The organism is Crossiella cryophila (assembly GCF_014204915.1).
Taxonomy (GTDB): domain Bacteria; phylum Actinomycetota; class Actinomycetes; order Mycobacteriales; family Pseudonocardiaceae; genus Crossiella; species Crossiella cryophila.
In genome coordinates this window covers 416,173-428,068 of the sequence record NZ_JACHMH010000001.1, presented here as the reverse complement: position 1 = coordinate 428,068, position 11,896 = coordinate 416,173, and the positions used below count along the sequence as shown (strand labels likewise).

Here is an 11,896-nt window from a genome sequence, read left to right as displayed (position 1 = left end):
TGAGACTTTCCATTTGGAGGGGACATGACCGGCTGGCACCGACCGTTGTTGATCTGCTCGGCCGCGATGGCGGTGCTGGCGGTGGTCTGCCTGGCCGGGCTGGTCCTGGACGAGCGGACCGTGCTGGGCGCGCCGCTGTGGCTCAAACCGTTCAAGTTCGCGGTGTCCAACGCGCTCTACGGCGTGACCTGGGCCTGGCTGGCCTCGCTGCTGGGCAGGGGTGCGCACCGCTGGTGCGTGCTGGCCGCGGTGATCATGGTCTTCGACTTCGCGATCATCCTCGGCCAGGCCCTGCGCGGGCGGCCCAGTCACTTCAACCTGGCCACCCCGCTGGACACCGTGCTCTACGTGGCCATGGGCCTCGCGGTGGTGGTGCTCTGGCTGGGCACGGCCGCGCTGACCCTGCAGGTGCTGCGCACGCCGATCGCCGACCCCGGGCGGCGCTGGGCGCTGCGGCTGGGCACCGGAATCTCCCTGCTCGGCCTGGCCATGGGCGGCCTGATGGTGCTGCCGAGGACTGGCCAGTCCGTGCCGGGCCCGGTGATCGGCGCGCACAGCGTCGGCGTGCCCGACAGCGATCCAGGTCTGGCGCTCACCGGCTGGAGCAGCACCGGCGGCGACCTGCGCATCCCGCACTTCCTCGGCATGCACGCGCTACAGGCGCTGCCGCTGTTCCTGCTGCTGCTCACCGCACTGGGCCTGCCCGCGCTGCTGCGGGCCCGGCTGGTGCTCGTCGCCGGGGCCGGTTACCTCGGCCTGCTCGCCCTGGTGACCTGGCAGGCCCTGCGCGGCCAGCCGCTGCTGCGCCCGGACGCGCTGACCCTGACCGCACTGGCCGTGCTGGTGCTCGGCCTGCTCGCCGCGGCGGTCACGGCCGCAGCGACCAGCCGTCCAGCACCTCGGCCAGCAGCCAGCTCCCGCCAAGGGCCAGCGCACCCAGCGCCACCAGCCCGAACACGGTGACCCAGAGGATCCCGGGCAGGCCGGTGAGCCGGGCCAGCTGGTCCGCGTCGGAGTCCCTGGCCCGGCCCCGCCGCCGCTTGCGCTGCAGCTCCGGCACCGGCCGCACCCCGCCGATGAGCAGGAACCAGGTCACCAGGTAGGCGAACCCGGCCTGCACCGCACTGTCGGCCAGCACCGAGATCGCCACCAGCGCGCCGCCGGTGACCAGCAGCAACAGTGCGCCGTAGACATTGCGGATCATGATCAGCACCAGCAGCAGCAACGCGGTGCACACCCACAGCAACAGCGTGATCATGCCCGCGCCGAGCAGTGCGGCCAGGCCGAGGCCGAGCAGGGACGGCGCGATGTAGCCGGCCAGCACGGTGAGGATCATGCCGAGGCCGGTCGGTTTGCCCCTGGAGGTGGTCACCCCTGAGGTGTCCGAGTGCAGCCGGATGCCACTCAACCGCCGTCCGACCAGCACCGCGATCAGCCCGTGCCCGGCCTCGTGCACGATCGTCACCACGTTGCGCGCCAGCAGCCACGGCCCGTTGGCCAGCACGACGATCAGCGCGACCAACGCCGTCACCAGTACGACCCACTGCGGCGGCGCCGGTTGCACACTGATCAGCCGTTCCCAGAAGTCCACGCCCCCACTGCTACCAGACGGGGTGGGGATCCTGCCTCAGGCGCGGTGCAGACCGGGCTCCCGGTCCCGCACCACGAAGCTGGCCGCGGTCGTGGCCGGGGCGTCCGGCTTGGTCACGTACGGCAGGGTGCGGAAGTCCGCGCGCAGCTCGTCGGCGGTGAACCTGGTCCGCACGTACCCGCGCCGGTTGCTGTTGAACTTCACGTGCGGGTTCTCCGCGAGCGTGGTCTCGTTGACCTTGTCGCTGCCGTCCCGGCCGCTGGTGATCGAAGTGGTCACCAGCTCGACGCCCGCCGTCCTCGAGGACCCCTCGTCGAAGACCACCGGGATGTCGGCGGCCCAGTGCTGGTGCACGTCGCCGGTGAGCACCACGCCGTTGCGGGTCTGCGCGAGCCCGGCGGCGATCTTGTTCCGGCTGGCCACGTACCCGCCCCAGGAGTCCATGTGGAACCCCTTCTGCGGACCGGCGGTGTAGTCCAGCCCGGCGAAGAAGACCTGCTGGCCCAGCACGTTCCAGCGCGCCCTCGACCCGCGCAGGCCGTCGAGCAGCCAGCGTTCCTGGGCCGCGCCGGTGATGGTGCGGGCCGGGTCCAGCCGGGCCGCGCAGTCCACCCGCACCCCGTCGCCGCAGGCCTGGTCGTCGCGGTACTGCCGGGTGTCGAGCATGTGGAAGTCGACCAGCCCGCCCCAGCGGATCCGCCGGTAGAGCTGGAGGTCGATGCCGTTGGGCTTGGCACCGCGGCGCAGCGGCATGTTCTCGTAGTAGGCCTGGAACGCGGCCGCGCGGCGGGTCAGGAAGTGCGGGTCCGGCTGCTCGGGGACCTCGTCGGCCCAGTTGTTCTCCGTTTCATGATCGTCCCAGACCACCAGGAAGGGCGCGGTGGCGTGCGCGAGCTGGAGGTCCGGGTCGGTCTTGTACTGGGCGTGCCGCTGCCGGTAGCCGGCCAGGGTGGTGGTCTCCGGGCCGAGCACCTGACGGATGTCGCCCGCCTTGCCCTGGTACTCGTACTGGTAGTCGCCCAGGTGCAGGACCAGGTCCGGGTGGTCCTCGGCCAGCCGCCGGTAGGCGGTGAAGTGGCCGTCCTCGTACTTCGAGCAGGAGGCGAAGCACATGGTCAGCTCGGTGCGCAGCACCTCGGGACCTGGCGCGGTGCGGGTCCGGCCGACCGGGGAGATCTCGCCGCCGGTGCGGAACCGGTACCAGTACTCCCGGCCCGCGCGCAGGCCGCCGACCTCCACGTGCACGGTGTGCGCGGCTTCCGGCCGGGCGTGCGCCACCCCGCGCCGGGCGATCCGGCGGAACCGCTCGTCCTCGGCCACCTCCCAGTGCACCGGGACCACCCGGTCCGGCATGCCGCCCAGCCCGTCCTCGTTGAGCGGGGACACCGCCAGCCGGGTCCACAGCACCACGCCGTCGGGGGTCGGGTCGCCGGAGGCGATGCCCAGGGTGAACGGGCCGATCAGCTTGCGGGAGGGGGCGGCCACCGCGGGTAGCGCGGTGGTCAGGGCCAGGGTCGCGGCGCTGCCGAGCAAGGCGGTGCGTCGGGTCACTCGCATGGTGGGAACCTCCGGGTCAGGGAACTTCCTGATCCCATGCCCACGGCGATGACATCCGCCAGCCACGATCGGTAGCCACATCGGCACGGCGAGGTTAATTTCCGGCAACTCCGGGCCTACGGTTGAGCCATGAGCTGGCTGGATGACCGGCTGCGCCGGGCAGAGCGCGACGGGGCCACCGCCATGCAGTGGAACGAACTGGGCATGGCGCTGGCCGACCAGAAGCGCTGGCCCGCCGCGGAGGACTGCTTCCGCCGGGCCATCGCCGCCGGTGGCGAGCACGCCCACTACAACCTCGGCAACGTGCTGCGCCAGCGCTACCTGCCCGGCCGGGACCGCGACCTGCTGCGCGCGGCCGTGCACAGCTACCGCAAGGCCGTGGTGGCCGGCTGCCTGGAGGCGCACCAGGCACTGGGCATGGCGCTGATCGAACTCGGCCAGTACACCGAGGAGGCCCGCGAACAGCTCGCCGTGGCCGCCCGGCTCGGCGACCGGTGGGCGGTGATGGGCCAGGCCCAGCTCGCCGAGGCCGACGGCGAACCCGGTGAGCAGGAGCGGCTGCTGCGCGGGCTGCTCGCCGACGAGGACCCGGTGCTGGCCGACTGCGCCCGCGCCGAACTGGGCATCGTGCTGCGCTTCGACACCCGCGCCGCCGAGGCCGAGACCTTGCTCGCCGAGGGCGCCGCCGGTGGCCAGCGGCACTCCGCCTACCAGTACGCGCTGCTGCTGGACGAGGACTGGCACGCCGCGGACCGGGCCGAACCCGCCTTCCGCCGGGCCATCGACCTCGGCGAGCGGCAGGCCCTGCTCAAGCTCGGCCGCCTGCTCCGCCGCAACCACCGGGCCAGGGACGCGGTCGCGGTCTTCACCGAGGCCGCCACCGCCGGACTGTCCGAGGCCTACGCCCAGCTCGCCCGCGCCCACCGTGACCTGGGCGAACGCCAGGAGATGTTCGCCGCCCTGGACCTGGGCATGGGCCTTGGCGACGCGGAGACCTTCTTCGAGGCGGCCGAGATCGCCGAACTCGACGACCGGCGCACCGAGGCCGAGCAGATCCTGTGGCGGGCGATGGCCGAGCTGGTGCACCCCGGCGACCTGGCCATGGCCCGGGTGCAGCTGGCCGACCAGCTCATCGACACCGGCCGCGAGCCCGCCGGGGTGGAACTGCTGCGCGCGGGCATCGCCGCCGGGGAGAGCGAGGCGGTCAACTCCCTCGGCAACTACTACAGCGAGCACCTCGGCGACTCCGCCGCGGCCGAGGAGATCTACCGCACGGCCATCGCCGGCGGGGACGACCTGGCCCGGTACAACCTGGCGCACCTGCTCTGGGCCGACGGCAGGCTGGCCGAGGCCGAGACCGAACTGCTGGGTCTGGTCACGGCGGGCGAGCCGGGTGCGTATCGTGACCTCGCGGAACTCGCCACGGCCAGGGGGCTGGCAGCGGAGGCGGAGAGATACCGCTCACTCATTCCCAGGGGTCGTCGTTGAGCGTTGGCACTCTCAGGGGTAGAGTGCCAATCGAACGGCGCTTCACCGCCCCGGCACCCGCGACGACGGGATGGTAGGAGCCGTAACTCAACTACCTGCCAACGCTTTCGAAGACCTACGGAGGTCAAACCGGTGAGCGTGAACATCAAGCCGCTCGAGGACAAGATCCTCGTCCAGGCGAGCGAGGCCGAGACGACGACCGCGTCCGGCATCGTCATCCCGGACACCGCCAAGGAGAAGCCCCAGGAGGGCTCCGTCCTGGCCGTTGGGCCGGGTCGCGTGGACGACAAGGGCAACCGAGTCCCCGTCGACGTCAACGTCGGCGATGTCGTCATCTACTCCAAGTACGGTGGCACCGAGGTCAAGTACAACGGCGAGGAGTACCTGATCCTCTCCGCCCGCGACGTGCTGGCCGTCATCCAGAAGTGACGACCTGCTGCTGAGCATGTGATCCGCCCCGGCGGCCCCTTCCGGGGTCACGGGGCGGTTTTACGTGCAGGGCACGAGAAGGAGATGGGAAGAAGATGGCTAAGCACATCAGCTTCGACGAGCAGGCTCGCCGCGCGCTCGAGCGTGGGGTGAACCAGCTGGCCGACGCGGTCAAGGTCACCCTTGGCCCGCGTGGTCGCCACGTCGTGCTGGACAAGAAGTTCGGTGGGCCCACCGTCACCAACGACGGCGTGACCATCGCGCGTGAGATCGACCTGCCGGACGCGTTCGAGAACCTGGGCGCGCAGCTGGCCAAGACCGTGGCCACCAAGACCAACGACGTGGCAGGCGACGGCACCACCACCGCCACCGTGCTCGCCCAGGCCATGGTCCGGGTGGGTCTGCGCAACGTGGCCGCCGGCGCGAACCCGGCCTCGCTGGGCCGTGGCATCCAGGCCGCCTCCGACGCCGTGGTGGAGGCGCTCAAGGCGCGTGCCACCCCGGTCAAGGGCCGCGACAACATCGCCCAGGTCGGCACCGTCGCCTCCCGCGACGAGTCGATCGGCGCGCTGCTCGGCGAGGCCATCGAGCGGGTGGGCGAGGACGGTGTGATCACCGTCGAGGAGTCCTCCAGCCTGCTCACCGAGCTCGAGGTCACCGAGGGGGTGCAGTTCGACAAGGGCTACATCTCCGCCTACTTCGCCACCGACGCCGAGGCGCAGGAGGCCGTGCTGGAGGACGCCTTCGTCCTGCTGCACCGCGACAAGATCTCCGCGCTGGCCGATCTGCTGCCGGTGCTGGAGAAGACCGTCGAGGCCGGTAAGCCGCTGCTGATCGTGGCCGAGGACGTCGAGGGCGAGGCGCTGTCCACCCTGGTGGTCAACTCCCTGCGCAAGACGCTGCGGGTCACCGCGGTCAAGGCGCCGTACTTCGGCGACCGCCGCAAGGCGTTCCTGGACGACCTCGCCGCCGTCACCGGTGGTCAGGTCGTGGCCCCCGAGGTCGGCCTGAAGCTGTCCGAGGTCGGGCTCGAGGTGCTCGGCAAGGTCCGCCGGGTCGTGGTCACCAAGGACACCACCACCATCGTCGACGGTGGTGGCGAGAAGGCCGACCTCGAGGCTCGGGTGGAGCAGATCCGCCGCGAGATCGAGGCCTCCGACTCCGACTGGGACCGCGAGAAGCTCGAGGAGCGGCTGGCCAAGCTGGCCGGTGGCGTCGCGGTGATCAAGGTCGGCGCGGCCACCGAGACCGAGCTGAAGGAGCGCAAGCACCGCATCGAGGACGCGGTCGCCGCCACCAAGGCCGCGGTCGAGGAGGGCATCGTGCCCGGCGGCGGTTCCGCCCTGGTGCACGCGGCCAAGGAGCTGGCCGGCAACCTCGGCCTGACCGGCGACGAGGCCACCGGTGTGGCCATCGTGCGCGAGGCGCTGAACGCGCCGCTGTACTGGATCGCGGCCAACGGCGGGCTGGAAGGCTCGGTCGTGGTGCACAAGGTCCAGGAAGGCGAGTGGGGCCAGGGCTTCAACGCGGCCACCCTCACCTACGGCGACCTGATCGCCGCCGGTGTGGTCGACCCGGTCAAGGTCACCCGCTCCGCGGTGGCCAACGCCGCCTCCATCGCCCGGATGGTGCTCACCACCGAGGCGTCCGTGGTGGAGAAGCGGGACGACGAGCCCGCCGGTGGCCACGGCCACGGGCACGGGCACGGCCACTGACCTTCACCAGGTAACGAAGCACGGCTGACAAACGACAAGGGCGGCACCTCCCGGATCCGGGGGTGTCGCCCTAAGTCGTCAAGAGGTGTTGAGCGGTGGCTGCGCTGGGTGCGGCGGCGGACTTCGGCGGAATCAGGCCGAAGCTGGGGTCAGGGCCAGCTTGCGCCGGCGGTTGCTGATGATCGACTCTCGTTCGGCCTCCGACATACCGCCCCAGATGCCGTACGGCTCCTGGACGGCGAGGGCGTGCCGACGACACTGGGCGAGCACTGGGCACGCCTCGCACACCGCTTTGGCCTTGGCCTCGCGCCGTGCCCTTGCTGGTCCCCGCTCACCGTCGGGGTGGAAGAAGAACGCACTGTCCATACCGCGGCAGGAGCCGCGCAATTGCCAGTCCCACAGGTCCGCGTTCGGGCCGGGGAGTCGCCGGGTGTCAGCCATCGCGACCACCTTCTTGCCGGAGTTGATGTGTCGTCGTGCCGTGGGGTGCCCGGATCTAACCTTGATCAACCGTAGAACCGCGCCAAAACTTGTTCAATCGCTCGGCTCGTCAGACCTTGTTGAACGCCGGGTGATCGAAATGGCATGTCAACGGCCTGCGCCACCTGACTCAGGTTGCCGACCGGGTGACCCCGACCCGAAACTGAACACGTGACGAGATCGACAGGTCCGGGTATACCCCGGCCGACGCGGCAAAATGCCACGTCGCCCGAACTCGTCCCGAGAACTGGCGACGAGGAGTCCTCCCTCCGGTTGACCGTGGCCGCGATGGCCGCCCGGCTCGGCGTGGCCCCGGCCACCCTGCGCACCTGGGACCGCCGCTACGGCCTCGGCCCCGGCGGGCACACCACCGGACGGCACCGTCGCTACGGCCCGGCCGACATCGCCCGGCTGGAGCGGATGCACCGCGCGCTGCTGCGCGGGGCCGCCCCGGCCGAGGCCGCCCGCTACGCCCGCAGCACCGCCGAGGACATCGAGCCGCCCGCCGAGACCCCGCGGAGTTCGGCGCACCGGATCGGCCGCGGCCTGCGGCTGCCCGGGGCAGGCCGCCGGGCCAGGGGGCTGGGCCGGGCGCTGCTGGCCATGGACGCCGCCGCCGCGCAGGAGGTGCTGGCCGAGGCGATCGCCGAGGACGGGGTGACCCGCACCTGGGAGCTGCTGGCCGGGCCGGTGCTGGCCGCGCTGGCCGACCGCGGGCTGCCGCCGGTGAGCCACCTGGCCGGGCAGTGCGTGCGGGCCGCGCTGGCCGCAGCCGAGGTGGGCGCCCCGCTGCCGGTCACCGACAACCCGGTGCTGCTGTTCTGCGCCGACCCCGGCGCGCTGCCGCCGCAGGTGCTGGCCGCCGCGCTGGCCCAGCGCGGCATCCCGCGCACGATACTGCTGGCCGCCTTCCCGGCCGAGGCGCTGGCCGCGCTGGTGCGCAGGCTGTCCCCGGCCGCGATCCTGCTCTGGGCGGGCTGCCCCGAACAGGCCGAGCCGCGCTTCTTCCACCGGACCAAGGGCCGGGTCCCGCTGTTCGCGGCCGGACCCGGCTGGGCCGAGATCGACCTGCCACCCCAGGTGCGCCGGGTGGGCGGCCCGGGTGACGCGGTGCAACGACTGGCAGCATCGCTGGGGTGAACCTGGACCGGGTGCGGGCGGCCGCCTTCGGCGACCGCCCGGCCGACAACGTCTTCGCCGAGGCCGCCGCCGGGGGCTGGGCCGCCTGGTACGCCGCGGTCGCCCTCGGCGGCCAGGGCCACTACGCCGCCGCGCTGACCACCCTCACCCCGCTCGGTCAGGGCCGGGACCCGGTGCTGGCCGCGGCCGCCTGGACCGCGCTGGCCTCGCACCGCCGCCAGCTCGGCGCGCACACCGCGGCCGCGGGCCACGACGGCGAGGCGCTGCGCAGACTGGCCCAAGCGGGGCTTTATCCGCTCACCCAGGACACGATCGCGCCACCCGCGCCCGAGCCACTGCGCTCGGTGGTCGTGGACGTCCTGCTCGGTCTGGCGGCCGACGCGATCGGCCGCGGCCGGCTGACCGCGGCGGCCCGGCTGCACGGCGAAGCGGTTTCGACTCTCGGAAGTGACCCGGACTGGCGGCCGAGGGTCCGGATCGGGTGGGTGGCGGCCGAGATCGCCCTCGCCAAGGGGGACCCGCACCAGGCCCTACCAGCGAGTAAACACGCATGTGACCTAGCTCACACCTCTTCTTCGGTGCGGCATCAAACCAAGTCAGGGCTGGTCCTGGGCGTGACGCAGCACGTTCTCGGGTTACCCACCGGAGTGGATTTTCTACGCAGTGTGATCAAAAACGGGGGTCAGCACGGGCTGCTGCCGCTCGTCTGGCCCTCTGCGTTACTGCTCTCGGAGGCAGAACCCGATCGGGTCGGATATCACCGGAATGGCGCTCGCGAGGCTCTGACCACGGTGTTAGGCCGGACTGACGCGTCCGGACGGCGGTTGGCCGCCCGATCTGCGTGGTTACCCTCGTGGTTGCTCCGTTCTAGTGAACCGGGGGATGCGGCCAGCCGGATGAATTTCTTGACGGATTAAGCACCAGATCGTGTCAAGGTTCCGCCGTCAGCGTCCGATAGGGGAGTTGGAACGTCACTCAGCTGTAGGAAGGAGTCCCCGGTGACGACGGTCTTGATCTGTGATGACCGGCGAAGCGTCCGGGAGGGTCTCACTCGCGTGATGTCGGCCGTCCCTGGGGTCAGCCGCATCGACTGTGTCGGTCACGGCGACGAGCTGCTCGCGCGCTTCTCCCGGCAGGCGGTCGACGTCGTCCTGGTGGGAACCCAGCGCGCGGTGCCGACCGGGGTGGAGGCCACTCGGCGTCTCGTCTCGGCGCACCCGCAGGCCAACGTGATCGTGTTCGGCGCTCCGGACGACGCGGGCAGCATCGCCGCGGCCATCGCCGGCGGCGCCCGCGGCTACCTGCGCTGGGACGCCTCGCGGCCCGAACTGGTCGCCGCGCTGGCGCACACCCTGGCGAGCACCTCGGTGCCCGCTCCCCGGCAGCCCTCCGACCCCGGCGTTCAGCTCACCGAGCGTGAACTCCAGGTGCTGCGGGGCATGAGCCAGGGCAAGAGCAACGGACAGATCGGTCGCGAGCTGTACCTGTCCGAGGACACGGTGAAGACGCACGCGCGGCGGTTGTTCCGCAAGCTCGGCGTCCGGGACCGCGCCCAGGCGGTCGCGCACGGTTTCCGCCGCGGTCTGGTCTCCTGACCGCAGCGGCCACATACTCGCTGACGAAGCAGGTAGCTCGGCGTCTCGCCGGGCTACCTGCTGCCATGCCGGGGTGTGTTCGGCGGACCTCCGCCAGGCACACCCCGTGACCTATTCGCGCGAGGCCAGACCCCCTGGGCGCTGGTCTCGCTTTCCCCACGGTCTGCGCCCCGGCACTCTGTTCTCCGGACCCCGGCGGGTACGGTGAAGCGGACCGGGAGGGCGGGCCACGGTCGGTGAATCGTTTTATGTCAGTCCGCCAGCGCGTAACACCAGGGCTACTCACCACGATGACCAACACGGGGGACGGACTGGACGCCGTCGTAGGCGCCGCGATCGGCGGCGACCGAGAGTCGATCGGCCGTCTGCTGGCGTCGATCCGTCCCTTGGTGGTGCGGTACTGCCGTGCCCGGGTAGGCAGGCAGGAACGTTCGTACGCTTCCGCGGACGATGTTGCCCAGGAGGTGTGTCTCGCCGTGTTGACGGCGTTGCCCAGCTACCGCGACCAGGGACGCCCGTTCCTGGCGTTTGTGTACGGCATTGCCGCGCACAAGGTGGCTGACGCGCATCGCAGCGCCGCCCGCAATCGGTCGGAACCGGTTCCCGAGGTGCCAGACGCCCCGGAGACCGAAGCCGGTCCCGAACAGCGGGCCATGCACGGTGAGCTGTCCGAACGGATGGCCCAGTTGCTCCGGGTGCTGCCCGCGAAGCAACGGGAGATCCTGCTTCTCCGGGTGGTCGTCGGGCTGTCCGCCGAGGAGACCGCGGACGCGGTCGGCTCGACCCCGGGAGCAGTGCGGGTGGCCCAGCACCGGGCACTCGCCAGGCTCCGCAAGACCTTGGCACCGGAGGAGGTGGTCTGAACATGGCCGAGCAGCACAACCAAGGTGACGTCGAACTGGCACGGCGGCGCGCCGGGGCACTGGCGCCCGAGGACCCGTTGACCACCGACCACGGCGAGGTCGACGGCCCGGTCGACCTGATGGCGGTCCGTGCGGACGACATGCTGCTGGACAGCCTGTCCGCCGCGCACCTGGACTCGAATCGCTCCATCGGCGATCAGGAACTCTCCGCACTGCTGCTGTCCTGGCGACGGGACGTGGACGCGGAGCCGATCGGCGAGCTGGTCGACCTGGACACCGCGCTGGCCACCATCGAGGCGGCCAAGACGCAGAGCCGTCGCCGCCACCGTTTTCTCATCCCGCTGGCCACCGCCGCCGCGGTGCTCGCGATCGGGTTCACCGGGGTCGGCCTCGCGGCCCGCTCCGCCGAACCCGGCGACACCCTCTGGGGACTGACCAGGGTGCTCTACGCCGACCACGCCCGGTCGGTGGAGGCCGCCGCCTCGGTGCGCGCGGACCTGGACATCGCCACCAACGCGTTGCGGCAGGGCAGGCCGGACATCGCCAAGGCCGCGCTGGACCGGGCCGCCGCCGCGCTGGCCGCGGTCGCGGCCGAGGACGGCAAGGACACCCTGGCCCAGCAGCACGACACGCTCAAGGAACAGGTCGGCGAGCCGCCTGCGCCGAACACCGGCAACCCGTCCCCGGTGCAGCCGCCGCCGGTGGTCGCGGCGACCACCACCTCCAAGTCGGAGCCACCACCGCCGCCGAGCCCGAGCACCACCACCCCGCCCGCGACCACCACGGTGCCGACCAGCACCACGCCGCCGTCGAGCACCACGAGCACCTCGCCGTCCGAGGCGCCAACCGGCAGCGGCGGCAACAGCAGCAGCGGTGGCGGTCGCAGCACCGAGAACAACCCGCCGCCACCACCGCCTCCGCCGCCACCGGCCACCGCGCCGCAGACGGTCCAGGAGACCCCGGCGGCTGTGGACAACTGAGAAAAGCTCCGCGCACCCCCTGTTCGACTCACTCGAACAGGGGGTGTTCGCGCTCTTG

Annotated in this window: 12 protein-coding genes; 9 read left to right on the top strand and 3 right to left on the bottom strand. The window is 71.7% G+C overall.

All coding sequences use genetic code 11. The features are described from left to right. The first annotated feature begins 24 nt into the window (after nucleotides 1–24). Nucleotides 25–963: a hypothetical protein gene (locus HNR67_RS01955; RefSeq protein WP_185000311.1), complete on the top strand. Its 939-nt coding sequence runs from the start codon at nucleotides 25–27 to the stop codon at nucleotides 961–963. Here HNR67_RS01955 and HNR67_RS01950 read toward each other — a convergent pair. Together HNR67_RS01950 and HNR67_RS01945 are read right to left on the bottom strand one after the other, a co-directional pair. After that, entirely contained in the window at nucleotides 869–1,591 is a 723-nt protein-coding gene (locus HNR67_RS01950; RefSeq protein WP_312986217.1) for a M50 family metallopeptidase, read from the bottom strand. The two genes, HNR67_RS01955 and HNR67_RS01950, sit on opposite strands and share 95 nt — an antisense overlap. A 36-nt stretch (nucleotides 1,592–1,627) precedes the next feature. Then, entirely contained in the window at nucleotides 1,628–3,148 is a 1,521-nt protein-coding gene (locus HNR67_RS01945) for an alkaline phosphatase D family protein (protein ID WP_185000309.1), read from the bottom strand. A 129-nt stretch (nucleotides 3,149–3,277) separates the two neighbouring features. Here HNR67_RS01945 and HNR67_RS01940 point away from each other — a divergent pair, with 129 nt between their 5' ends. The 3 genes from HNR67_RS01940 (at nucleotide 3,278) to groL (ending at nucleotide 6,780) form a co-directional block, all read left to right on the top strand. Continuing rightward, complete coding sequence (locus HNR67_RS01940; RefSeq protein ID WP_185000306.1) at nucleotides 3,278–4,636, top strand: tetratricopeptide repeat protein; 1,359 nt, start codon at nucleotides 3,278–3,280, stop codon at nucleotides 4,634–4,636. Nucleotides 4,637–4,768: 132 nt separating this feature from the next. Beyond that, nucleotides 4,769–5,065, top strand: coding sequence for a co-chaperone GroES (gene groES, locus HNR67_RS01935; RefSeq protein WP_185000304.1), 297 nt, complete (start codon nucleotides 4,769–4,771; stop codon nucleotides 5,063–5,065). 95 nt (nucleotides 5,066–5,160) lie between these two features. Then, nucleotides 5,161–6,780 (top strand): chaperonin GroEL, encoded by a 1,620-nt coding sequence (gene groL, locus HNR67_RS01930; protein ID WP_185000302.1) that lies wholly within the window; start codon nucleotides 5,161–5,163, stop codon nucleotides 6,778–6,780. A 132-nt stretch (nucleotides 6,781–6,912) separates the two neighbouring features. Here groL and HNR67_RS01925 read toward each other — a convergent pair whose 3' ends face one another. Next, nucleotides 6,913–7,221 carry a WhiB family transcriptional regulator gene (locus HNR67_RS01925; RefSeq protein ID WP_185000300.1) on the bottom strand — a complete coding sequence of 103 codons (309 nt, stop codon included), beginning with the start codon at nucleotides 7,219–7,221 and terminating at the stop codon, nucleotides 6,913–6,915. Between the two features lie 318 nt (nucleotides 7,222–7,539). Between HNR67_RS01925 and HNR67_RS01920 the strand changes: the two genes are divergently transcribed. The 5 genes from HNR67_RS01920 (at nucleotide 7,540) to HNR67_RS01900 (ending at nucleotide 11,838) form a co-directional block, all read left to right on the top strand. Further along, entirely contained in the window at nucleotides 7,540–8,400 is an 861-nt protein-coding gene (locus HNR67_RS01920; RefSeq protein WP_312989487.1) for a MerR family transcriptional regulator, read from the top strand. Then, on the top strand, nucleotides 8,397–9,317 hold the full coding sequence (locus HNR67_RS01915) for a hypothetical protein (protein WP_185000299.1): 921 nt from the start codon (nucleotides 8,397–8,399) through the stop codon (nucleotides 9,315–9,317). The genes HNR67_RS01920 and HNR67_RS01915 overlap by 4 nt, the downstream gene beginning before the upstream one ends. An 81-nt stretch (nucleotides 9,318–9,398) precedes the next feature. After that, a complete protein-coding gene (locus HNR67_RS01910) occupies nucleotides 9,399–9,995 on the top strand; it encodes a response regulator transcription factor (protein WP_086781717.1) in 597 nt (198 codons plus the stop codon). A 290-nt stretch (nucleotides 9,996–10,285) separates the two neighbouring features. Then, the gene (locus tag HNR67_RS01905; protein WP_185000298.1) at nucleotides 10,286–10,858 is read left to right on the top strand and encodes a sigma-70 family RNA polymerase sigma factor; all 573 of its coding nucleotides are present in this window, start codon (nucleotides 10,286–10,288) and stop codon (nucleotides 10,856–10,858) included. 2 nt (nucleotides 10,859–10,860) lie between these two features. Next, nucleotides 10,861–11,838 (top strand): anti-sigma-D factor RsdA, encoded by a 978-nt coding sequence (locus HNR67_RS01900; RefSeq protein WP_185000297.1) that lies wholly within the window; start codon nucleotides 10,861–10,863, stop codon nucleotides 11,836–11,838. The last annotated feature ends 58 nt before the right edge of the window (nucleotides 11,839–11,896 follow it).